This is a genomic window from Methylobacterium sp. Gmos3 (genome assembly GCF_056430985.1).
Window position 1 is genome coordinate 505,057 of sequence record NZ_JBWJYL010000002.1, and the last position, 21,622, is coordinate 526,678.

19 protein-coding genes and 1 other RNA gene are annotated in these 21,622 nt (G+C 70.7%); 17 read left to right on the forward strand and 3 right to left on the reverse strand.

The window, feature by feature from the left end; genetic code table 11:
* Positions 1–12 precede the first annotated feature (12 nt).
* From cobN to cobJ, 5 genes are read left to right on the forward strand one after another with little or no spacing between them, the layout of a single operon-like run.
* Positions 13–3,432, forward strand: coding sequence for a cobaltochelatase subunit CobN (gene cobN, locus ACS5Q7_RS05960; RefSeq protein ID WP_478338491.1), 3,420 nt, complete (start codon positions 13–15; stop codon positions 3,430–3,432).
* Complete coding sequence (locus tag ACS5Q7_RS05965; protein ID WP_478338492.1) at positions 3,429–4,898, forward strand: precorrin-3B synthase; 1,470 nt, start codon at positions 3,429–3,431, stop codon at positions 4,896–4,898. The genes cobN and ACS5Q7_RS05965 overlap by 4 nt, the downstream gene beginning before the upstream one ends.
* Positions 4,895–5,557 carry a precorrin-8X methylmutase gene (locus ACS5Q7_RS05970; RefSeq protein WP_478338493.1) on the forward strand — a complete coding sequence of 221 codons (663 nt, stop codon included), beginning with the start codon at positions 4,895–4,897 and terminating at the stop codon, positions 5,555–5,557. The genes ACS5Q7_RS05965 and ACS5Q7_RS05970 overlap by 4 nt, the downstream gene beginning before the upstream one ends.
* Positions 5,557–6,336 (forward strand): precorrin-2 C(20)-methyltransferase, encoded by a 780-nt coding sequence (locus tag ACS5Q7_RS05975; RefSeq protein WP_478338494.1) that lies wholly within the window; start codon positions 5,557–5,559, stop codon positions 6,334–6,336. The genes ACS5Q7_RS05970 and ACS5Q7_RS05975 overlap by 1 nt, the downstream gene beginning before the upstream one ends.
* Entirely contained in the window at positions 6,333–7,094 is a 762-nt protein-coding gene (gene cobJ, locus ACS5Q7_RS05980) for a precorrin-3B C(17)-methyltransferase (RefSeq protein WP_478338495.1), read from the forward strand. The genes ACS5Q7_RS05975 and cobJ overlap by 4 nt, the downstream gene beginning before the upstream one ends.
* Here the strand turns inward: cobJ and ACS5Q7_RS05985 are convergent.
* A complete protein-coding gene (locus ACS5Q7_RS05985; protein WP_478338496.1) occupies positions 7,061–7,837 on the reverse strand; it encodes a cobalt-precorrin-6A reductase in 777 nt (258 codons plus the stop codon). The two genes, cobJ and ACS5Q7_RS05985, sit on opposite strands and share 34 nt — an antisense overlap.
* On the opposite strand from ACS5Q7_RS05985, the gene cbiE reads away from it, so the two are divergent.
* The 4 genes from cbiE to ACS5Q7_RS06005 are packed head-to-tail and all read left to right on the forward strand — an operon-like array spanning position 7,836 to position 11,561.
* Positions 7,836–9,071, forward strand: coding sequence for a precorrin-6y C5,15-methyltransferase (decarboxylating) subunit CbiE (gene cbiE, locus ACS5Q7_RS05990; protein ID WP_478338497.1), 1,236 nt, complete (start codon positions 7,836–7,838; stop codon positions 9,069–9,071). The genes ACS5Q7_RS05985 and cbiE overlap by 2 nt on opposite strands.
* A complete protein-coding gene (locus ACS5Q7_RS05995; RefSeq protein WP_478338498.1) occupies positions 9,047–9,469 on the forward strand; it encodes a cobalamin biosynthesis protein in 423 nt (140 codons plus the stop codon). The genes cbiE and ACS5Q7_RS05995 overlap by 25 nt, the downstream gene beginning before the upstream one ends.
* Positions 9,466–10,245, forward strand: a complete 780-nt coding sequence (gene cobM / locus ACS5Q7_RS06000; protein ID WP_478338499.1) for a precorrin-4 C(11)-methyltransferase — start codon at positions 9,466–9,468, stop codon at positions 10,243–10,245. Before ACS5Q7_RS05995 ends, cobM begins: the two co-directional genes overlap by 4 nt.
* Positions 10,242–11,561, forward strand: a complete 1,320-nt coding sequence (locus ACS5Q7_RS06005; RefSeq protein WP_478338500.1) for a cobyrinate a,c-diamide synthase — start codon at positions 10,242–10,244, stop codon at positions 11,559–11,561. Before cobM ends, ACS5Q7_RS06005 begins: the two co-directional genes overlap by 4 nt.
* Before the next feature lie 30 nt (positions 11,562–11,591).
* On the opposite strand, the gene ACS5Q7_RS06010 is transcribed toward ACS5Q7_RS06005, so the two are convergent.
* Entirely contained in the window at positions 11,592–12,002 is a 411-nt protein-coding gene (locus ACS5Q7_RS06010) for a helix-turn-helix domain-containing protein (protein ID WP_478338562.1), read from the reverse strand.
* A gap of 373 nt (positions 12,003–12,375) precedes the next feature.
* Between ACS5Q7_RS06010 and hmuQ the strand changes: the two genes are divergently transcribed.
* The 6 genes from hmuQ to ACS5Q7_RS06040 all read left to right on the forward strand — a co-directional run bounded on the left by hmuQ (position 12,376) and on the right by ACS5Q7_RS06040 (position 18,394).
* Positions 12,376–12,678, forward strand: coding sequence for a heme-degrading protein HmuQ (gene hmuQ / locus ACS5Q7_RS06015; RefSeq protein WP_478338501.1), 303 nt, complete (start codon positions 12,376–12,378; stop codon positions 12,676–12,678).
* Positions 12,679–13,062: 384 nt separating this feature from the next.
* Entirely contained in the window at positions 13,063–14,571 is a 1,509-nt protein-coding gene (locus ACS5Q7_RS06020; protein ID WP_478338502.1) for an undecaprenyl-phosphate glucose phosphotransferase, read from the forward strand.
* 55 nt (positions 14,572–14,626) lie between these two features.
* Positions 14,627–14,725: signal recognition particle sRNA small type (gene ffs / locus ACS5Q7_RS06025), an RNA gene on the forward strand.
* A 35-nt stretch (positions 14,726–14,760) separates the two neighbouring features.
* Positions 14,761–16,638 carry a DNA polymerase III subunit gamma/tau gene (locus ACS5Q7_RS06030; RefSeq protein WP_478338503.1) on the forward strand — a complete coding sequence of 626 codons (1,878 nt, stop codon included), beginning with the start codon at positions 14,761–14,763 and terminating at the stop codon, positions 16,636–16,638.
* A gap of 207 nt (positions 16,639–16,845) precedes the next feature.
* Positions 16,846–17,169 carry a YbaB/EbfC family nucleoid-associated protein gene (locus ACS5Q7_RS06035; RefSeq protein WP_478338504.1) on the forward strand — a complete coding sequence of 108 codons (324 nt, stop codon included), beginning with the start codon at positions 16,846–16,848 and terminating at the stop codon, positions 17,167–17,169.
* Between the two features lie 7 nt (positions 17,170–17,176).
* Positions 17,177–18,394, forward strand: coding sequence for a glycosyltransferase family 61 protein (locus ACS5Q7_RS06040; RefSeq protein ID WP_478338505.1), 1,218 nt, complete (start codon positions 17,177–17,179; stop codon positions 18,392–18,394).
* A 34-nt stretch (positions 18,395–18,428) separates the two neighbouring features.
* Here the strand turns inward: ACS5Q7_RS06040 and ACS5Q7_RS06045 are convergent, their stop codons facing one another.
* On the reverse strand, positions 18,429–20,048 hold the full coding sequence (locus ACS5Q7_RS06045) for a phosphoenolpyruvate carboxykinase (RefSeq protein WP_478338506.1): 1,620 nt from the start codon (positions 20,046–20,048) through the stop codon (positions 18,429–18,431).
* Between the two features lie 360 nt (positions 20,049–20,408).
* Between ACS5Q7_RS06045 and recR the strand changes: the two genes are divergently transcribed.
* Both recR and ACS5Q7_RS06055 read left to right on the forward strand, forming a co-directional pair.
* Positions 20,409–21,014: a recombination mediator RecR gene (recR, locus tag ACS5Q7_RS06050; protein ID WP_478338507.1), complete on the forward strand. Its 606-nt coding sequence runs from the start codon at positions 20,409–20,411 to the stop codon at positions 21,012–21,014.
* 88 nt (positions 21,015–21,102) lie between these two features.
* Positions 21,103–21,618, forward strand: coding sequence for a peptide deformylase (locus tag ACS5Q7_RS06055; RefSeq protein WP_478338508.1), 516 nt, complete (start codon positions 21,103–21,105; stop codon positions 21,616–21,618).
* The last annotated feature ends 4 nt before the right edge of the window (positions 21,619–21,622 follow it).

Here is a 21,622-nt window from a genome sequence, read left to right on the forward strand (position 1 = left end):
CGAGGAGGCGCCATGCACCTCCTGCGCGTCGATACGGTCTCCCTCGACGAGGGCGAGGCGGCGATCGATCTCGGCCAGGAGCCGGGCGACCTCGTGATCCTGTCCTTCACGGACAGCGACCTCGCCGGCCTCGCGCGCGCGCATGCCGCGATGCCGGACCTGCCCTCGCTGCGGCTCGCGAAGCTCGCCAAGCTGCGGCATCCGCTCTCCGTCGACCTCTATGTGGAGAAGGTCGTCGCCCGCGCCCGCGCGGTGGTGATCCGCTGCCTCGGCGGGCTCGATTACTGGCGCTACGGCATCGAGCGCTGCGCGCAGGCCGCGCGGGCGCATGGCGTGGTGCTCGCGGTGCTGCCGGGGGACGACCGGCCCGATCCGCGCCTCGCCGCTTTCAGCACCGACGCCGCCTTGGCCGAGGACTTGGATGGTTACTTCCGGGCCGGCGGCCCCGTTAACCTGCGCCGTCTGTTCCGCCGCCTCGCGGCCCATCTCGACGGCGGCGGCCCGGTGGACCCGCCCCAGCCGCTGCCGAGGGGGTTCGCATGGTGCCCCGGCTGCGGGCCGGTGGCGGTAGACACGGCTCTTGCGGCAGGCCGGAGTGCCGTGCCGTTGCCCACCGTCATTGCGAGCGAAGCGAAGCAATCCAGGGAAGCACCCCGTCCTGAAGCGGCCCGCCGCCCTAAATTGCTTCGCTTCGCTCGCAATGACGGGGCGGGTGGTTTGGGCCGGGACGAGCCTCCGCTGGCCCTCCTCCTCGTCTACCGCTCGGCCGTGCTCGGCGGCGACACCGCGCCGTTCGAGGCCCTGGCGCTCGCCCTACAAGAGCGCGGGATCGGCGTGCTGACGCTGGCGGTTTCGAGCCTGAAGGACCCGGAGGCCGTCGCCGCCGTCAAATCGGCGCTTGCCGCGCAACGACCGGACATCGTGATTGCGGCCACGGCCTTCTCGGCGCGGGACGATGCCGGCTTCGTCCTCGACCGGGCGGGATGCCCCGTGTTGCAGGCCTTCACGGTGGGCTCGCCCCGCGCGGCCTGGGAGGCCTCGTCGCGGGGGCTCGGCGCCTCCGACCTCGCCATGCAGATCGCCCTGCCGGAATTCGACGGGCGGCTCTCGGGCTTCCCCATCGCCTTTAAGGAGGAAGCCCCGGAGGCCGAGGGCTTCTCCGAGCGCCGGCTGGTGCCCCATGATGAGGGCATCGCGGCCATCGCGGAGCGGGCGCGCGGTTGGCTGCGCCTCGCCGCCCTACCCCCGGCCGAACGGCGGGTGGCGGTGGTGATGTCCGACTATCCCGCACGGGGCGGCCGTGCCGGGTTCGCGGTAGGGCTCGACACGCCGGAAAGCGCCCGCGCCCTCTTCGCCGACCTCGCGGAGGCCGGCTACCCGGCGGCGCCGCTGCCGGACGATGTGATGACGGGGCTCACCGAGGGGGAGGCGACCTTCGCGGTCCCCCTCGCCGATTACGCCGCGTGGCTCGCCACGCTGCCGGAGGACGCCCGCGCCGCCCTCGCCGAGAGTTGGGACGCGCCGGAAGACGATCCGCTCTGCCGCGACGGGGCCTTCCGCTTCCGCTGCGTCGGCGAGACCTGCGCCCTGTTCCTCCAGCCCGACCGGGGCCGCGATGCCGACCGCAAGGCCGGCTACCACGACCCCGACCGGGTGCCGACGCACGCCTACCTCGCCTTCCATCTCGGCCTGCGCCGCCACTTCGACGCCCTGGTCCAACTCGGCACCCACGGCACCACCGAATGGCTGCCGGGCAAGGCCGTGGCGCTCTCGCCTCGGTGCTGGCCCTCGCTCTGCGTCGGGGCGCTGCCGGTGGTCTATCCCTTCGTGGTGGACGATCCCGGCGAGGCGGCGCCGGTGAAGCGGCGCCTCGGCGGCATCGCGCTCGGCCACCTGACCCCGACCGTCGCCCGCGCCGGCCTGCCGCCTGAGACGGCCCGCCTGCGCGAGCTGGTGGAGGAATATTCCGCCGCCACGGTCCTCGACCCGCGCCGGGCCAAGCTGCTGGCCGCCGCCATCTTGGAGGAAGCCGAGGGCCATGGCCTCCTGGCCGGCGCCGGCATCCCGCAGGGCGCGCCGATGGAGGAGGCGCTGACCGCCCTCGACGCCCATCTCTGCGATCTCGGCGAAACCTCATTCCGGGACGGGCTGCACGTCTTCGGCCGCGCCCCGGACGATGCGCCCGAACCCATCCGCGCCTGCGCGGCGGGCGAGCGCGCCGGCCTGCTCGCGGCCCTCGACGGACGCTTCGTGCCCCCCGGCCCGGCCGGCTCGCCCTCGCGCGGGCGGCTCGACGTGATGCCGACCGGGCGCAACCTCACCACCCTCGATCCGCGCGCCATCCCGAGCCGGGCGGCGACGCTGCTCGGCGAGAAGGCCGCGCAGGCGGTAGTGACGCGCTACCTGCAGGACGAGGGCGCCTATCCGGCGCGGATCGTCATGGACCTCTGGGCCTCGCCGACCCTGCGCACGGGGGGCGAGGACGTGGCGCACGCCCTGGCGCTGATGGGCGTGCGGCCGGTCTGGGACCACGCCAGCACCCGCGTCACCGGCTTCGAGGTGTTGCCGCTCGCCGTGCTCGACCGCCCCCGGATCGACGTGACGATGCGCGTCTCCGGCGCCTTCCGCGACACCTTCCCGGATACGCTCGCCCTCCTCGACCGGGCGGTGCGCGCCGTCGCCGCCCGCGACGAGGACGAGGAAGACAACCCGCTGGCCGCCGCCGCCCGCCGGGGCGAGGCCGGGGCGCGGGTCTATGGCGCGGCGCCGGGCCGCTACGGCGCGGGCGCCGCCGCCCTCGTCCTCGACGGCGATTGGCAGGAGCGCGACGCCATCGGCCGGGCCTACCTCGCCGCCAGCGGCTACGCCTATGGCGACCGCGAGGGGCCGGATGCCGGCTTCGGCCGGCGGGTGGCGCAGGCGGATGCCTATGCCCACGCCTTCGACGTGGCCGAGCGCGACCTGTTCGACGGCGACGCCGCCGTCGACGCGATGGGCGGGTTCGCTGCGGCCGCCTCGCTCAGCGGCGCCAAGCCGGCCCTCTACAGCCTCGACGTGTCCGAGCCCGAGCGCCCGAAGGCCCGCACCGCGCGGGAGGATTCCGCCCGTCTGATCCGTGCCCGCCTCGCCGATCCCCGCTGGATCGCGGCGCAGCTGCGCCACGGCTATCGCGGCGCGCAGGAACTGGCGCAGGGGCTCGATGCCGTGTTCGTCCTGGCCGCCGGCAGCGACGCCGTGACCGATGCCGGATTCGAGGCGCTCTATTCCGCCTGGATCGCCGACCCAGACGTGTTCGAGCGCCTGCGCGCCGCCAACCCCGCCGCCACGCGGGCGATCCTCGACCGGTTCGACGAGGCCCGCGACCGGGGCCTCTGGACGAGCCGCCGCAACGCGCTCCCCGCCGATGCGCTCCTCGGCGAGGTGGCCGGATGACCCGCGCCCTGCCCGATTCCGCCCGCCGGGGCTGGTGCCCCGGTCTCAGCCGGCCGATGCCGACCGGCGATGGGCTCCTCGCGCGCATCCATCCGCCGCTGGGCGTGCTGAGCCTGGCGCAAGCCTGTGCCGTGGCCGAGGGCGCGCGCCTTTACGGCAACGGTCATCTCGACCTGACGGCGCGGGCGAACCTTCAGATCCGGGGCGTCACCGACGCGACCACCGCGCCGCTCGCCGCCCTGCTCGATCATGTCGGCCTCGGGGATACCCGCCGGGATGGCGGCCCGCAGCGCCTGACCCTGACAAGCCCCCTCGCCGGGGACGGCATTTCCGCGTTGGCGAAAGCCATCGAGGAAGCCGGGCGCGGCGTGCCCGGCCTGCCGCCGAAGACACTGGTCGCGGTGGGCATGGCGATGGCCGAAGCGGACCTGTCCGTCCTGCCGCTGGCGGCGGATCGGGTCACCATCGTCGCGGGGACTTCCGTATGGGAAAGCGATGTGGCGGACGCTCCCTCCGCCATCGCCGCCCTGCTCACCGCCTTCGCCGCGACGGGTCAACGGCGGATGAGGGATGTGAATCCGGACGCTCTCCGTCATTGCGAGCGAAGCGAAGCAATCCAGGGCAGCGCGACGTCTCGGAGTCTGGGCGAAAAGCCGAGTTCTCCCCTCACTCCGCCTCATCCTGAGGTGCCGCGCAGCGGCCTCGAAGGAGGGCTCCAGACGGCGCTGCGATCGCTGGAGCCCTCCTTCGAGGCCTCCGCTGCGCTCCGGCACCTCAGGATGAGGTCGAGCGTGAACGAACCGCCGAACTCTCGGCCAGACACTCAAAACGTGCCGCCGCTGGATTGCTTCGCTCCGCTCGCAATGACGGTGGCGGTTCCGGCGCCAGGCCCCTCCACCCATGACGGCCGGCCCGTCCTCGCCCTCGACGCCCCGTTCGGCCGCTGCACCGTCGACGCCTTCGAGCGGCTGATCGCCGTGGCGGAGGACATCGGCGCGCCGGAAATCCGCCTGTCGCCCTCGCGCGGCGTGGTGCTGCTCCCCTCCCAGCCGGAGCGGATCCGCCTCGGCGACCTCGCGGCGGACTTCATCGTCGCGGCGGACGATCCGCGCCGCGCTGTGGCCGCCTGCACCGGGGCGCCGGCCTGCGCCTCCGGCTCGACGCCGACGCTCGTCGATGCCGCCCGCCTCGCGGAGAGCTTTCGCCCCCTCGCGGCGCGGGGCCTCTCGGCGCATGTCTCGGGCTGCGCCAAGGGCTGCGCGAAGCCCGGCCCGGCCGACCTGACCCTCGTCGGGCACGAGGGGGCGTACGCCATCATCGTCGGTGGAGCGCCCGGCGATTCACACCAACTGCAAGTCCCTATCGAGGCGGCTTTGGAGCGGTTAGGAAGGGCGGCAACTCTCGGGCTTGCCGCCGCCTTCGCGTCGGCTACCAACGACGGGGGGAGGAACCGGAGACCGGCATGAGCGCGAGCCCGACCGCCGTGCAGCACGACACGTCGCGTTACGAGTATGTCCGCGATGGCGGCGCGATCTACGCGAAGTCCTTCGCGATCATCCGCGCCGAGGCCGACCTCGCCCGCTGGTCCGGCGCGGCGGAGCGCTGCGTCGTGCGCATGATCCACGCCTGCGGCATGACCGACCTGCCCGCCGACGTCGAGATGTCGGACGGCTTCGCCGAGGCCGGCGCGCGGGCGCTCGCCAACGGCGCGCCGATCCTGTGCGACGTCCACATGGTGGCCGACGGCGTCACCCGCGCCCGTCTTCCCGCCGAGAACCGGGTCGTCTGCACCCTGCGCGACCCCCGCGTGCCGGAGATGGCCCAGCGCCAGGGCACCACCCGCTCGGCGGCGGCGATGGAATTGTGGCGCGAGCATCTGCCCGGCAGCGTCGTCGCGGTCGGCAACGCGCCGACCTCCCTGTTCCGCCTGCTCGAATTGCTGGACGAGGGCGTCGCGCCGCCCGCCGCCGTGATCGGTATCCCGGTCGGGTTCGTGGGCGCAGCGGAGTCCAAGGAGGCGCTGGCGCGAGACGGGCGGGTGCCCTTCGTCGTCGTCCACGGGCGCCGGGGCGGCAGCGCCATGGCGGCGGCGGCCGTCAACGCGCTCGCCAGCGAGGTCGAGTGATGGACGGGCTGAGGCCCTTCGAGGGCGAGACGGAAGAGGTGGCGCGTACAGTCGCCACCGGCACGCTCTACGGCGTCGGCATGGGGCCGGGCGATCCGGACCTGCTCACCGTGAAGGCCCTGCGCATCCTGCAGCGGGCGCCGGTCCTCGTGCATTTCTGCAAGCAGGGGAAGCGCGGCAACGCGCGCGGCATCGCGGACGCAATCTTCAGCGATCCGTCCCGCGAGATGGCGCTGGCCTACCCCTACACGACCGAGCTTCACCCGGAGCACCCGGATTACGTCTCCGCCCTCGCGACCTTCTACGACGAGGCGTCGGACAAGCTCGCCGGGCATCTTGATGCCGGCCGCGACGTGGCGATCCTGTCGGAGGGCGATCCTTTCTTCTACGGCTCGTTCATGCACCTGTGGCGGCGCTTGAAGGACCGCTTCCCCGTGGACGTCATTCCCGGCGTCACCGGCATGTCCGGCTGCTGGACGCGGGCCGGCACGCCGATCACCTGGGGCGACGACGTGCTCACCGTGCTGCCCGCGACCCTGCCGCTGCCGGTGCTGACCGAGCGCCTGAAGGGCACCGACGCCGCCGTGGTGATGAAGCTCGGCCGGCACCTGCCGAAGGTCCGCGCGGCGCTGACCGAGGCGGGGCTCCTGTCCCGCGCGGTCTATGTCGAGCGCGGGACCATGGCGGGCGAGCGGGTGATCCCCCTCGAGGTGAAGGCCGACGACTCGGCGCCCTACTTCTCCATGGTCCTCGTGCCGGGCGAAGGCCGCCGGCCGTGAGCGGCAGCGTCACGGTGGTCGGGCTCGGCCCCGGCGACCCGTCTCTCCTGACGGAGTCCGCCCGCCGCGCCCTCGACGCGGCCACCGACCTGATCGGCTACTTTCCCTACGTTGCCCGCGTGCCGGAGCGCGGCGGCCTCGTGCGCCATGCCAGCGACAACCGCGTCGAGGTCGACCGCGCCCGCCATGCCCTGAGCCTCGCCGCCGCCGGCCGGCATGTGGCGGTGGTGTCGGGGGGCGATCCCGGCGTCTTCGCCATGGCCTCGGCGGTGTTCGAGGCGGTGGAGCACGGCGAGCCCGGCTGGCGCGACCTCGCGATCACCGTCGAGCCCGGCATCACCGCCATGCTCGCCGCCGCCGCGCGCCTCGGGGCGCCGCTCGGCGGGGATTTCTGCGCGATGTCGCTCTCGGACAACCTTAAGCCCTGGCCGGTCGTGACGGCGCGGCTGGAGGCGGTGCTGCGGGCCGATTTCGTGATCGCCCTCTACAATCCGATCTCCTCGGCCCGGCCCTGGCAGCTCGGCGCCGCGCTGGAGCTGGCCGCCGGCATCCGCCCGCCGGAAACCCCGGTGATGTTCGCCCGCGCCATCAGCCGGCCGGACGAGGCGATCCGTGTGACCACGCTCGCCGAAGCGCCCTCCGCCCCCGCCGACATGGCGACGATGGTGATCCTCGGCGCTTCCGGCACGCGGCTGATCCCCCGCGAGGGCAAGGCACCCTTCGTCTACACCCTGCGCAGCGTGCCGGGGGCGGCGTGACGGCGCAGCCAGGCCAGCGCCTCGTCGGCATCCGCCACGCTCGGCACCTCCGGCTTGGCGGGCCGGCGCACCATCACCACCGGCAGGCCGAGGCGGCGGGCCGCGACGATCTTGCCGTGGGTCGCCGCGCCACCGGCATTCTTGCTGACCACCACCTCGATGCCGGCCTCGCGCATCAGCGCGGCTTCGGCCTCGGCGTCGAAGGGGCCGCGCGCGGCGATGGTGGTGAGGCGCGGCACCGGCAGGGCATCGCCCACCGGCTCGATGCTGCGCACGACGTAGGCATGGTGAGGCGCCCCGGCGAAGGCCGAGACCTCCTGCCGGCCGATGGTGAGGAACACCACGCGCGGCACCGGTCCGAGGGCGCCGGCCGCCGCCGCCATGTCATCGACCTCGATCCAGGCATCGCCTGCCTCCCGCTCCCAGGCCGGGCGGCGGATCGCGAGCAACGGCACCCGTGCGAGCGTGGCGGCACGGGCCGCGTTGGCGGAGATCCGCGCGGCGAAGGGATGCGTGGAGTCGATCAGCGCCTCGATTCCCTCCTCGCGGAGAAAGCTGGCCAGTCCCTCGGCGCCGCCGAACCCGCCGACCCGCATGGGGACGGGGCTCGCCATCGGCGCGCTGGTGCGGCCGGCGAGCGACAGCACGGGCGCGAAGGCCGGATCGTCGGCGAGCGCCCGCGCGAGGGCGGTCGCCTCCGTGGTGCCGCCGAGGATCAGGAGTCGCGTCGGGGATTCGGGCATGGCCGCCTTGTCCCCGTCCGGTGAGCCCGTGTCGAGCCGCTGGCTGACGATCGTGGGGATCGGCGAGGACGGCCGCGCCGGCCTCTCGCCCGCCGCCGCCGCCGCCCTCGACGCCGCCGAGATCGTCTATGGCGGGCGCCGCCACCTCGACCTCGCCGCGCCGCTCATGGCCGAGACCCGGATCTGGCCGAGCCCGATCTCCGACGCCTATCCCGGCATCCTCGCCCGGCGCGGACGGCCGACCTGCCTCCTCGCGACGGGCGACCCGTTCCATTACGGCATCGGCGCCGAGATCGCCCGGCTGGTGCCGGCGGACGAGATCGCCGCCTTCCCACAGCCTTCCGCCTTCAGCCTCGCCTGCGCCCGGCTCGGCTGGCCGCTGGCCGAGATCGGCCTCGTGACGCTGCATGGGCGGGCGTTGGAGCGGATCGTGCCGCATCTGCGGCCGGGGGCGCGGCTCCTCGTCCTCGCCTGGGACGGCGGCACCGCGTCCGCCCTGGCCGGGCTCCTGACCGCGCGCGGGTTCGGCGCCAGCGTCGTGACGGTGCTCGAAGCGATGGGCGGCCCGCGCGAGCGCATCCGCCGCGCCCGCGCCGAGGGCTTCGACCTCGGTGACATCGCCGCCCTCAACACCCTGGCCATCGAGGTTTCGGGCGAGGCCGAGGGCCTGCCCCTCGCGCCGGGCCTCGATGACGAGCTGTTCGAGAATGACGGTCAGCTCACCAAGGCCGAAATCCGCGCGCTGACCCTCTCGGCCCTGAAGCCGCAGCCGGGGCAGCACCTGTGGGATATCGGCGGGGGCGCCGGCTCGGTCTCCATCGAATGGATGCTGCGGGGGCCGTCCCTGCGGGCCACCGCCATCGAGGCGCGGCCCGAGCGGGCCGAGCGGATCCGCCGCAACGCCCTCTCCTTCGGCGTGCCGGACCTCGCCGTGGTGCTCGGGCGGGCGCCGGCCGCCCTCGACGGGCTGGTGCTGCCGGATGCAATCTTCGTCGGCGGCGGCGTGTCGGAACCGGGGCTGATCGACCTTGCGGCCGGGGCGTTGAAGCCGGGCGGGCGGTTCGTCGCCAATGCCGTGACCCTCGAAGGCGAAGCCGCCCTGCTCGCAGCCTACGCCGCAAGGGGCGGAAGCCTGCGCCGGGTCTCGGTGGCGCGCGCCAGCGCTGTCGGCGGGCTGCAAGGCTGGCGGACGGCGATGCCGGTGACGCAATGGGCCTGGACGAAGCCGCGATGATCGTCGCCGGCATCGGCTTCCGCCGGGGCGCCGAGGCTTCCGAGATCGCGGCGCTGATCCGGCGCGCCCTGTCGGAGGCCGGCATCGCGCCCGGCCGCCTCGCCGCCATCGCCACCGCCCACGACCGGGCCGGCGATGCGGCGCTGCACGAGGCGGCGAGCGCCTTCGGCCTCGTGCCGCAGGGCATTGCCCCCGAAGCGCTCCTCGCCTGCGATGCCCGCGTGCCGACCCGCTCGGCACGGATCGAAGCCCTGCGCGGCGTCGGCTCCCTCTGCGAGGCGGCGGCGCTCGCCTGCGCCGGGACGGATTCGCGCCTCGTGCTCGACAGGATCGCCAGCGGCAGCGTCACCTGCGCACTGGCCTTCCGGCACGAAACCCGCCAGAGGGCTGAAGGATGACGGTCCATTTCATCGGCGCCGGCCCCGGCGCGGCCGACCTCATCACCGTGCGCGGGCGTGATCGCATCGCCGCCTGCCCGGTCTGCCTCTATGCGGGCTCCCTGGTCGCCCCGGAGATCCTGTCATGGTGCCCGCAGGGCGCGCGGATCGTCGACACGGCGCCGCTCTCCCTCGACGCGATCCTGGCCGAGATTGAGGCGGCCCACGCGGAGGGCCACGACGTGGCGCGCCTGCATTCGGGCGATCTCTCGATCTGGAGCGCCCTGGCGGAACAGCTGCGCCGGCTCGACCGGCTCGGCATCCCCTACACGATCACCCCCGGCGTTCCGGCCTTCGCGGCGGCGGCCTCGGTGCTCGGCCGGGAACTCACCGTGCCGGGCCTCGCCCAGTCCGTGGTGCTCACCCGGACCTCGGGCCGCGCCAGCGCCATGCCGGAGCGAGAGCGGCTGGCCGCCTTCGCCGCGACGGGGGCGACGCTGGCAATCCACCTCTCGATTCACGTCATCGATGCGGTCGCCGCCGAATTGACGCCCTACTACGGCGCCGATTGCCCGGCCGCCGTGGTGTTTCGCGCGACTTGGCCCGACGAGATAGTTGTCCGTGGAAAGCTTCGGACGATCCCACAACTTGTGAACGAGAAAAAACTTGAGCGGGCGGCGATTATTTTCGTCGGACCGGCCCTTGACGCCGAGAACTTCCGCGAAAGCGCGCTTTATGCCGCCGATTACGACCGCCGATTCCGCCCGAACGGGGCCGTCGGGGGCAAATCACCATGAGTGCGCCGGGGCTCCTGATCGCCGCGCCGCGCTCCGGCTCGGGCAAGACCACCGTCACGCTGGCCCTGATGCGCGCCCTGCGCCGCCGGGGATTGCGCGTCCGGGGCGCCAAATGCGGACCCGATTACATCGATCCCGCCTTCCATCGGGCCGCCACCGGATTGCCGAGCTTCAACCTCGACAGCTTCGCCATGGGGCCTTCGTTGCTCGACACCCTGGCCGGCGCCTCGGCGGCGGAGGCCGACCTCATCGTCGCGGAGGGGTCGATGGGCCTGTTCGACGGCGTCCGCGCCGCCGAAAACCGCTCCGGCGCCAATGCCGACATCGCCGCGCGCTACGGCTGGCCGGTGATCCTGGTGGTGGATGTGTCGGGCGCGGCCCAATCCGCCGCCGCCGTGGCGCTCGGCTGCAAGGTCTACGACCCGCGCGTGACCATCGCGGGAGTGATCCTCAACAAGGTCGCGAGCCCCCGCCACCGCCGTCTCGTGGAGGCGGGCATGGAGCGGGCGGGGCTGCGGGTCTTCGGCGCCCTTTCGCGGGAGGCGGGGCTGGTTCTGCCGGAGCGGCATCTCGGCCTCGTCCAGGCCGGTGAGACGGCCGACCTCGCCGCGCGTCTGGAGCAATTAGCCGGCATGGCCGAGGCGGGGATCGACCTCGATGCCCTGGTCGCGGCGGCGGGCGGCGCGATCCCGACCGATGGAAGCCGGCCCTTCGTGCCGCCGCCGGGCCAGCGGATCGCCATCGCGCAGGATGAGGCGTTCAGCTTCGTCTACCCGCACATGGAGGCCGGCTGGCGCGGGGCCGGAGCGGAGCTCGTGCCATTCTCGCCCCTCGCCGACGAGGGGCCCTCCGAGGATTGCGATTGCTGCTGGCTTCCAGGGGGTTACCCGGAGCTACACGCCGGGCGCATCGCCGCCGCGACCCACTTCCTGGGACGAACACGAGCGTTTGCGCGGACCCGCCCGGTCCATGGCGAGTGCGGCGGCTACATGGTGCTGGGCGAAAGCCTCGAAGATGCGGACGGGGCGGTCCATCCGATGCTGGACCTTCTCCCCGTCGCCACATCCTATCGCCGGCGGAAACTGCATCTCGGCTATCGCGTGGCGCGGCTTGCCGCCGATTGCATTCTCGGCCGGGCTCAGACAGGCCTGGTCGGACACGAATTCCACTACGCCAGCGTCACGTCGGACGCGCCGGACGAGAGCATTGCGCTCGCCCGGATCGCCGATGCCGAAGGTGCCGACCTCGGTTTCATGGGGCACCGTCTCGGGCGTGTGAGCGGAAGCTTCTTCCACCTGATCGCCGCCGGAGGTTGATTCGCGCGCCCCCGGAGGGGCGGCCGATCCTCACTGCTTCGGATCGGCTTCACCGCCAGTGGCGCGAAGATGCGCGAGCCGGGCAGCGCTTCGGACCAGCGCCAGGACGTCGCGGCGCATCTGGTCGTCCACGATCTGCGTGTAGGCGCGCAGCAGATCCACCGAACCCTGCGCGTTGAGGAAGCTGAACACGTCCTCCTGGGGGCCGTCCGACGCGTTGTTGTCGTCGAAGAAGGCCGAGACCGGCACTTCCAGAAGCCGGGCGATTTCCCGCAGGCGGCCGGCGCCGACGCGGTTCTGGCCCTTCTCGTATTTCTGGACCTGCTGGAAAGTCACGCCCACGGCATTACCCAGGGCGGTCTGGCTCAGCCCACGGGCCTTGCGCAGTGCCGTGATTCGCAGACCCACCAGACGATCAACATCGGTGGTCTGCTTCGGCATCGACGGAGGCATAGCGTCCTTCCCCAGAGGGCGATCGGCTTTCAAATGCAGGTCCGTCAATTTATTCTCGCTTCTTTCCACCTTCCCCAACCCCATTTTCGTTTGCGCATCCGGATTGCGCCCCTCGTGCCTCGGCCCGGTGCATTTTGCCGTCGACGCAATTACTAGGACCTCAAATCGTCTAAATTCGCAAGTCTCCCGATACATCCTGTGGTTTATGGATCAGGAATGAGTTATTTCGAGGCAATTCGCAGATTGTAGTCAGGGGTTGTGTTCTATTATACATCTCAACCGCCAGGGATGGCGTTGCGAACGACCACGCAGGGGCTCCAAGGTTCGACCTAGTCTTTGATAGCTTTAAGGAGACAAACGCATGTTCGTCGCGATGAATCGGTTCAAGGTGATGAAAGAGGAGACTGATGAGTTCGAGGCCGTATGGCGCGGACGCGAGAGTCACCTGGCCGAGATGAAAGGATTTGTTAATTTTCATCTGCTCCGCGGCCCGGAAATGTCTGATTATATTTTGTACGCCTCGCACACCGTTTGGCACTCTCGGGAAGACTTCGACGCGTGGACCCGATCCGAGCAATTCCGAAAGGTACATAGTCGCGCACCGTCGACTCGCTCGCTTTACCTGGAACATCCGATCTTCGAAGGGTTCGAATCGGTCGAATAGCGTTTGAAGCCGACCTCATTTGCGTCGAACGCAGATCTGGCAAATAAGGTGAGCCGGTAATTTCGCCGGCTCAATCCGCACGATTCGCGCGCCGGCCGCATGTGAACCCTAAGTTAAGTACTTCGCGGAGTTGCCGTAGGGCCACGGCCCCGTTAACCATCGCTAGACTTTACACCTGCACCAAACCGAAGACCTGTTGCAGGGGAGAACATCGCGCACGCACTGACCCGGCCTGGGACCATGAAACTCCCTCGCCGGTCCGGAACCAGGGTGTCTCACGGCGGCAGGCTCGGCGCTTGCTCACACCCCCGGTGAGAGCCGTGACTGAAACCACGTTCGTTTCAAAACGGCACAGACACCGACCGGTACGGGACAGGCAGGCCGATGCTTCAAGAGCGGGTCCCAGAATCGTACGAGCCCATCAGCCTCGCGACCGCGACGCGCCGTCGCCGCGTGTGGGCAGCGCTGCTGCCCCAGCGCGGGCGCGGGATCATGCGGGTGATGCTGTCCATCGCCGCTGCGATGGCGGATCTGGCAGCGATCGCGGCGGTGACGCTGGTGAGCGAGCTCGCCTACCGCCTCGCCTTCTCGAACGATGACGCATGGCCGACCGAGACGCGCGGCTTGCAACTGACGGCACTCCTCAGTCTCGTGATCGTGACCACCAATGCCCTGCGCGGTGAATACGCACTCGACAAGCTGGTCGAGGGTCGCGCCGGCCTGCGCAGGGTCGTCTCGCTCTGGTTCGTGGCCTGGGCGGTCGTGCTGGTCATCGGCTTCCTCACCAAGACGACCACCGACTATTCGCGTCTCGTCTCCATCGTGGTGTTCGTCGTCGGCCTGCCGACCCTGTTCGCCAGCCGGCTGGCGATGAGCCGCCTCATCGGCCGCAGCCTCAACCCGGCCTCGCCCACGGTGAGCCGCGTCCACCTCGTCGGTTACGAGGAGGACATCCACGCCTTCTATGCCAGCAACCACACCGGCGGGCCGGGCCTGCGCGTGGTCGGCACCAGCTACCTGCGCCGCACCGATCCGCAGGCCGACGCCGCCACGCGCTACGAGCAGCTTCAGGAAGACCTCGATCTCGCCGTATCGGTGGTGCGCTTCCTGCGGCCGGACGACGTGTTCGTCCTGGTGCCCTGGGCCGACGCCGCCGAGGTGGAGCGCTGCATCGATGCGTTCCTGCGCGTGCCCGCCGCCCTGCACTTGCGCCCCGGTACGGTCCTCGACCGCTTCCCCGACATGCAGGTCGCCCGCGTCGGCAAGGTCTCGGGCATCAACATCGGCCGCCGGCCCCTGAACCTCGGCGAGATCGTGCTGAAGCGCTGCTTCGACGTCGTTGTCGCGCTGCTCGCCCTCTTCGCCCTCTCGCCGCTGCTGGCGGTGATCGCGGTGGCGATCAAGCTCGACAGCCCCGGCCCGGTCTTCTTCCGTCAGCGCCGCTACGGCTTCAACCAGCAGCCGTTCGACGTGTTCAAGTTCCGCTCCATGAAGACCGAGCGCAACGCGGCCTTCGTGCAGGCGACCCGCAACGACAGCCGCATCACCCGCATCGGCGCGCTGCTGCGGCGGACGAACCTCGACGAGTTGCCCCAGCTCCTCAACGTGATTCTGGGCGACATGTCCCTCGTCGGCCCGCGCCCGCACGCCCTCGCCCACGACCGCAGCTTCGAGCGGCGGATCGCTCTCTACGCCCGCCGGCACAACGTAAAGCCGGGCATCACCGGCTGGGCACAGGTCAACGGCTTCCGGGGCGAGACGCAGACCGACCAGGCCATGGCCGGCCGCGTCGAGCACGACCTGTTCTACATCGACAACTGGTCGATCTGGCTCGACATCCAGATCATGATCCTCACCGTGCTGTCTCGCCGCGCCTATCGGAACGCGTTCTGAAGAGGGGCCGCTCCGGCCGGCTTGCGTTCGCGCGGCTTGCCGGCCATATAGCCGGCGGGGGGTTGGCGGGGGACGTTTCACTCGCCAACCGGGTCAGGTCCGGAAGGAAGCAGCCCTAACGAGACCGAGCGGGTCTCTGTCCAGCCTCCCACCCTATTCCGGGGCGCGAACCTCCTTACCCGACACGTCATGGACGCTTCGACCGGCACGCCTGACGACGAGCCGGGACTCCCCGGGCTCAAACCCTCGGCTTCGCAGCCGGCCCCCTACCGGGTCCTGGCGCGCAAGTACCGCCCCACGCATTTCGGCGACCTGATCGGCCAGGAGGCCATGGTCCGCACGCTGGGCAACGCCTTCGCGGCCCAGCGCATTCCCCAGGCCTGGATGCTGACCGGCGTGCGCGGCGTCGGCAAGACCACCACCGCCCGCATCCTGGCCCGCGGCCTCAACTATGCCCGCGCGGGCGTGCCCGACACCGGCCCGACCGTGGACATGCCGGAGCTCGGCCTGCACTGCCAAGCGATCATGGAATCCCGGCACATGGACGTGCTGGAGATGGACGCCGCCTCCCATACCGGCATCGACGACGTCCGCGCCATCATCGACGGCATCCGCTACGGACCGGTCTCGGCCCGCTACAAGGTCTACATCGTGGACGAGGTCCACATGCTGTCGGAGAAGGCGTTCAACGCCTTCCTGAAGACCCTGGAAGAGCCGCCGCCCCACGCCAAGTTCGTCTTCGCCACCACCGAGATCCGCAAGGTCCCGGTGACGATCCTGTCGCGCTGCCAGCGCTTCGACCTGCGCCGGGTCGAGGCGCCGGTGCTGCGCGCCCACCTCGCCCGCATCTGCGAGGCCGAGAAGGTCGGCGTCGAGGACGAGGCGCTGGCCGCCATCGTCCGCGCGGCGGAGGGCTCGGTGCGCGACTCGCTCTCGCTCCTCGATCAGGCCATCGCCCACGGGGCCGGTACGGTCACGGCTCAGGGCGTGCGCGACATGCTCGGCCTCGCCGACCGCGCGCGGATCGTGGATCTGTTCGAGGCGGTGATGCGCGGCGCCGTGCCGGCCGCTTTCGCGGAATTGCGGGCGCAATACGATTCCGGCGCAGACCCGGCGGTGGTGATGTCGGACCTTGCGGCCTTCACCCACCTCGTCACCCGCCTGAAGATCGTCCCCGACGCCGCGGCCGACCCGTCGCTCAGCGAGACCGAGCGGCTGCGCGGGGCCGACTTTGCCGGCAAACTCTCCATGCGGGCGCTGTCGCGGGCGTGGCAGATCCTGCTCAAGGCGATCCCCGAGGTGCAATCCGCGCCCCGGCCGCTGGCCGCCGCCGAGATGGCCCTCGTCCGCCTCGCCTACGCCGCCGATCTGCCGACGCCGGACGAAGCCCTGCGCCGCCTGCGCGACGACGCTGCCGCCGGAGGCGAAGGCGAGACGCGCCAAGCCCTTCCGCCGGCATCGCCGGCGCCGGTCGCCGTCGTGTCGACGCCGCGCCCGGTGCCTGAACGGATCGTCCCCCCCTCGCCCCCGGCCCAGGCTCAGGCGGTGAACGCGGCGCCCGCCCTGCGCGCGGTCGCACCCGCCCCCGCCCGCAGCCCGGCCCCCGCGCCGGAAGCGGGGCCTAGGCTCGCGCGCTTCGAGGACGTGGTCGCCCTGGCCGATGCGCGTCGCGATATCCTGATGAAGGCCGCCCTGGAGCGGGACGTCCATATCGTGCGTTTCGAGGAAGGCCGGATCGAGCTGCGTGTCGCGGCCGGTGGCCGCCCGAGCCTCGCCAACGATCTCGCGGCGTCGCTCGCGGCCTGGACGGGACGCCGCTGGGTCGTCACCCTCTCGCAGGAGGAAGGCGCCCCGACGCTCGCCGAGAACAGCCGCATGGCGAGCGAGACCCGCCGGGAGAACGCCGCCGCCGACCCGTTCGTGCGCGAGGCCCTGTCCCGGTTTCCGGGGGCCGAGATCGTGGATGTGCGGGAGACGGCAACGGACGCCCGCGCAACCGCCGAGGAGGAAATCCTCGGTGATGTCGATGCGGCCCGCGTCGAGGAAGCGGAGAGCGACGACCTCTAGGGGCGTCGCAGGGAATCGGCCGACCCGCGACCTCATCCTGAGGTGCCGCGGAGCGGCCTCGAAGGAGACCTCCAGGGACCGCCGCGGCCGCTGGAGCCCTCCTTCGAGGCCCCTTGCTTTCGCAAGGGGCACCTCAGGATGAGGTTTTCGGGCGGGAGGCGCGGTGCCCCCCGTTGAGGCACGATCGATGGGTGGAAGGAATCCGGCATGCGCGACCTGATGGGCATCATGAAGCAGGCTCAGGCCATGCAGGAGAAGATGGCCGGGATGCAGGCCGAACTCGAGACCGTCGAGGTCGAGGGCGCCTCCGGCGGCGGCTCCGTCCGCGTGACCATGACCGCGAAGGGCCAGTTGCGCCGGGTCAGCATCGAGCCCTCGCTGATGGTGGCCGACGAGCGCGAAATCCTCGAAGACCTCATCGTCGCCGCCTGCAACGATGCACGCGGCAAGGCCGAGCACGTCATGCAGGAGCGCATGGGCGAGCTCACAAAGGGCCTCCCCCTTCCCCCCGGCATGAAGCTGCCCTTCTAGGCACCCGATGCCGACCGACGCGCTGGTCTTCTCCTGTCCGGAGACGATTGCGCAGGCCGAGCCCGCCTTCGCGGGCAACGCGGACCTCTACGCGGCGATGCGCGGGCGGATCAGCGCGCGCACCCGTGCGGTGGCGACGCTGTTCCCGGCCTATTCCTACCGCCGCCCCGTCCCGAAAATGCTCGCCGGCCCCGACCCTGCCGGGGTCGCGGCCGTGGCACGCTGGTATGGCGAACTGGATGAGACCTTTCGGGGCTTCCCGGCATCCGTCCTCTGCGAGGCGTCGGACATCCGCCTCGGCGGCAACGTCCTGCATTACCGCGAGGGCGGCGACCTGCGGGTGCTGTTCGAGACCCATCGCCTGAGCGATCTCAAGATGATCGAGGCGATCGGTCTCGATCACGAGGGGATCGATGAGCGTTTCGATCCGCAGGGTGTGTATTTCTACCTCGGCTCGGTCGGCTCGTTCAATTACGGCCATTGGCTCGTCGACGACCTGCCCCGGCTCGAAGGCTTCTTCGTCCTGCGGCGCCTGCATCCCGGTCGGACGATCACGATCCTTCTGCCGGGCTACGATCCGCAGATCGATGAGGTGCGACGGCGGATGATCGCGCTCGCCCTCGGGCGCGACGCCAAATGGCGGGCTGTCTTCTACGACCGGAAGCGGGTCTACGCGCTCCCTCGCCTGTATTTCGCGACCCCTTGCAGCCAGGAGCCCTACGGCAAGTCGCCGGAGGCCGTCGCCGCAATCCGATCACGCTTCCTGAAACGGACCCGCATCGCCCGTGCCGAGGCGGCGATCCGGCGGATCGCGGCGGGGAATGACGGCCGGCGTCTCTTCGTGGATCGGTCGGGCGCGAGGGGGCGTACCCTCGTCAACCGCGCGGAGATCGTGGCGGTGATGGAGCGGCGGGGCTTCGAGGTGATCGACCCCGAGCAATACAGCCCGCGCCAGCAGATCGTGCGCTTCGCCAGGGCCGAGGTGATCGTCGGCCTCGCGGGGGCGGCGATGACCAACACGATCTTCAGCCCGACCGGGGCGCGGATCCTGACGATCGCCCCCGACAGCGGATGGAACGACCCGTTCTTCTGGGATCTCGCCGCCGTCTGCGGCCACCCCTATGCGGCGTTGTTCGGCCGCTGGAGCGACCGGGAGGAAGTCATCGCCCGACGCGACTTCTCGGTGGCGGTGCCGGACCTCGAAGCCGCGCTGGACGCGCTGTAGGGCGGCGGCGCCCGGAGGGGCGCCGCCTGCGGGATCAGGCTGCGATGGCCTGGGCGCTCGGGCCGGCGGCGCGCACGTCGGAATCCACGTGGTCCTCGAAGCGCTTGAAGTTGTCCTCGAACATCTTCACGAGGCGGGCGGCCGTCTCGACGAAGGCGCTCTTGTTGCCCCAGGTCTTCACCGGCTGGAGGATATGCGGCTCGACGCCCGGCACGAAGACCGGCACCGCGAAGCCGAAATACGGATCGCGGCGGAACTCGGCGTTCGAGAGCGAACCGTCGAGGGCGGCGGACAGCAGGCGACGGGTGACGCGGATCGGCATGCGGCGGCCGGTGCCGACGCCGCCGCCGGTCCAGCCGGTGTTGACCAGCCAGCAATCGACGCTGTGCTTGGCGATCAGATCGCGCAGCAGGTTGCCGTAGGTGCTCGGGTGGCGCGGCATGAACGGCGCGCCGAAGCAGGTCGAGAAGGTCGCCTCCGGCCCGGTCAGGCCGCGCTCGGTACCCGCCACCTTGGCGGTGTAGCCCGAGAGGAAGTGGTACATCGCCTCGGCGCCGGTCAGCTTGGCGATCGGCGGCATCACGCCGAACGCGTCGCAGGTGAGCATCACGATGTTCTTCGGATGCCCGGCCCGGCCGGTGCTGCTCGCGTTGGCGATGAAGTCGAGCGGATAGGCGCACCGGGTGTTCTCGGTGAGCGAGGCGTCGTCGAAGTCCGGCACGCGGGTCAGCGGGTCGATGACGACGTTCTCCATCACCGTGCCGAAGCGCTCGGTGGTGGCGTAGATCTCCGGCTCGGCGTTCCGCGAGAGGCGGATCGTCTTGGCGTAGCAGCCGCCCTCGAAGTTGAAGATGCCCTCGTTCGACCAGCCGTGCTCGTCGTCACCGAGAAGCTGGCGGGAGGAATCGTTCGACAGCGTCGTCTTGCCGGTGCCGGACAGGCCGAAGAAGATCGCCGAGCCGCCCTCGGCGTTGAGCGCGGCGTTGGCCGAGCAGTGCATCGGCATCACGCCCTGGCCGGGCAGGATGTAGTTCAGGTAGGTGAAGACCGACTTCTTCATCTCGCCGGCGTAGGCCGAGCCGCCGATCAGCACGAGCTTCTTGGAAAAGTCGATGGCGATGACCGTCTTGGAGCGGCAACCGTGCCGGGCCGGATCGGCCTGGAAGCTCGGCAGGTCGATGATCGTCATGTCCGGCACGTAGGACGCGATCTCGGAATGGTCCGGCCGGATCAGCAGGTTGCGGATGAACAACGAGTGCCACGCGAACTCGGTGAAGACGCGGGCCTTCACCCGGTGGGCCGGATCGGCGCCGCCGTAGAGATCCTGGGCGAACAGCTCCTTGCCCTCGGCGTGCTTCAGGAAATCCTGACGCAGGGTCTCGAACTGGTCCGGCGTGATGGCGCCGTTGTTGTCCCACCAGATCTCGTTCTCGGTGGAGGCGTCCCGCACCACGAACTTGTCCTTGGGCGAGCGGCCGGTATGCGAGCCGGTGGTGGCGACGAAGGCACCGCCGCGGGCGAGCTGGCCCTCCTTGCGGGTCAGCGCCTCCTCATAGAGACGGGGCGCCTCGAAGTTCCAGTGAACCGCCTTCAGTTCCCGGAAGCCGGCAGCCTCAGCGCCATGGGCCGCGTTGAAATCACCGATGTTGTTCAAATGCGAATCTCCCGGGCACCTTGCGCGCGGCGCACCCTGACAAGCGGACGGCAAGGCCGTCACACGGCTCTTCCGTTGCGTAAACCGCGAAGCGTCGCCGTCAATATGACCTTCGTAGGGGCCTCGCAACGTCGCCTGAGCCCAATTATATCAAAGCGGCCCAAACGTCATGGCGATCAGCATAGCAATCCGCCAGTAACCTGAACGGAGGGAGCCCCTCCAACACCATTACAAAATCCACGAAGTCTATCGTGCGCGGCTGGATATTGCCGCGTCCGCTTCTTGGCGCCGCACCCGCTTCCCCTTCGGCCGGCAGCGTTCTAGACGGAGACACGAGCCGCCGAAGACACACGAGACCCGATGCCTCAAGCCGTCGCCGGCCCGGAGATCGAACGCCTGATCCAGTTGCTGGGCCGGATGCCGGGGCTGGGTCCACGCTCCGCCCGCCGGGCCGCGCTCCAACTCATCAAGAAGCGGGACACGCTCCTCGCGCCGCTGGCCGAGGCGATGCGCGTCGCCTCGGAGCGGATCGTCGTCTGCTCGAACTGCGGCAACGTCGATACGAGCGACCCCTGCACCGTCTGCCGCGATCCCGGCCGCGATCCGACCACCCTCGTGGTGGTGGAGGATGTCTCGGACCTCTGGGCGCTCGAACGCTCCGGGGCGGTGAAGGCGCGCTACCATGTGCTCGGCGGCGTGCTCTCGGCCCTCGACGGGGTGCGGCCTGACCACCTGAACATCGCGCGCCTCGTGGAACGGGCGGCCGACCCGGCGGTGACGGAGGTCATCCTGGCGCTCAACGCCACCGTCGATGGGCAGACCACGGCGCATTACATCACCGAGGCGATCCGGCACCTCGACCGCCGGATCACCCGCCTCGCGCACGGCGTGCCGGTGGGCGGCGAACTCGATTACCTCGATGAAGGCACCCTCTCGGCGGCCATCCGCAGCCGGACTCTGTTCTAGACCCGGCGGAATTTGACCACCTCCGGGTGCCGCCATATTGCCACAACTGATTAGGGCGCCCTCTTCCGGCGCCGCGCCGGTAGACGCCATGACCATACGCCCCCTCGTCATCCTTCCCGATCCGCGCCTGAAGCTCGTGTCCGAGCCGGTCGGGCCGATCACCGACGAGATCCGCACCCTCGTCGCCGACATGTTCGAGACCATGTACGACGCGCCCGGCGTCGGGCTGGCCGCGATCCAGGTCGGCGTGGCCAAGCGGGTCGTCACCATCGACACCTCGAAGGAAGAGGGCGTGCGCGAGCCGCGCGTCTTCATCGACCCCGAGGTCGTCTGGGCGTCCGAGGAGAAGCGCGTCTATGAAGAGGGCTGCCTCTCGATCCCGGAATACTATTCCGAGGTCGAGCGGCCGGACCGCGTGCGGGTGAAGTTCCGCGATCTCGACGGCAAGGAGCAGGAGATCGCCGCCGACGGGCTGCTCGCCACCTGCATCCAGCACGAGATCGACCACTTGGACGGCGTGCTTTTCATCGACCACCTGTCGAAGCTGAAGCGCGACCGGGTGATGAAGAAGTTCACCAAGGCCGCCAAGCGCGACGCGGCCTGATCCG

Bases quoted from the DNA above. Each gene is read 5' to 3' on its own strand.
- ACS5Q7_RS05975 (WP_478338494.1), top strand. From the start codon at position 5,557: ATGGACGGGCTGAGGCCCTTCGAGGGCGAGACGGAAGAGGTGGCGCGT.
- ACS5Q7_RS06010 (WP_478338562.1), bottom strand. From the start codon at position 12,002: ATGCCGAAGCAGACCACCGATGTTGATCGTCTGGTGGGTCTGCGAATC.
- ACS5Q7_RS06030 (WP_478338503.1), top strand. From the start codon at position 14,761: ATGGACGCTTCGACCGGCACGCCTGACGACGAGCCGGGACTCCCCGGG.
- ACS5Q7_RS05995 (WP_478338498.1), top strand. From the start codon at position 9,047: ATGGGCCTGGACGAAGCCGCGATGATCGTCGCCGGCATCGGCTTCCGC.
- ACS5Q7_RS06005 (WP_478338500.1), top strand. From the start codon at position 10,242: ATGAGTGCGCCGGGGCTCCTGATCGCCGCGCCGCGCTCCGGCTCGGGC.
- ACS5Q7_RS06035 (WP_478338504.1), top strand. From the start codon at position 16,846: ATGCGCGACCTGATGGGCATCATGAAGCAGGCTCAGGCCATGCAGGAG.
- ACS5Q7_RS06040 (WP_478338505.1), top strand. From the start codon at position 17,177: ATGCCGACCGACGCGCTGGTCTTCTCCTGTCCGGAGACGATTGCGCAG.
- cobN (WP_478338491.1), top strand. From the start codon at position 13: ATGCACCTCCTGCGCGTCGATACGGTCTCCCTCGACGAGGGCGAGGCG.
- ACS5Q7_RS06055 (WP_478338508.1), top strand. From the start codon at position 21,103: ATGACCATACGCCCCCTCGTCATCCTTCCCGATCCGCGCCTGAAGCTC.
- ACS5Q7_RS05985 (WP_478338496.1), bottom strand. From the start codon at position 7,837: ATGCCCGAATCCCCGACGCGACTCCTGATCCTCGGCGGCACCACGGAG.
- cbiE (WP_478338497.1), top strand. From the start codon at position 7,836: ATGGCCGCCTTGTCCCCGTCCGGTGAGCCCGTGTCGAGCCGCTGGCTG.
- recR (WP_478338507.1), top strand. From the start codon at position 20,409: ATGCCTCAAGCCGTCGCCGGCCCGGAGATCGAACGCCTGATCCAGTTG.
- ACS5Q7_RS05970 (WP_478338493.1), top strand. From the start codon at position 4,895: ATGAGCGCGAGCCCGACCGCCGTGCAGCACGACACGTCGCGTTACGAG.
- ACS5Q7_RS06020 (WP_478338502.1), top strand. From the start codon at position 13,063: ATGCTTCAAGAGCGGGTCCCAGAATCGTACGAGCCCATCAGCCTCGCG.
- hmuQ (WP_478338501.1), top strand. From the start codon at position 12,376: ATGTTCGTCGCGATGAATCGGTTCAAGGTGATGAAAGAGGAGACTGAT.
- cobM (WP_478338499.1), top strand. From the start codon at position 9,466: ATGACGGTCCATTTCATCGGCGCCGGCCCCGGCGCGGCCGACCTCATC.
- ACS5Q7_RS05965 (WP_478338492.1), top strand. From the start codon at position 3,429: ATGACCCGCGCCCTGCCCGATTCCGCCCGCCGGGGCTGGTGCCCCGGT.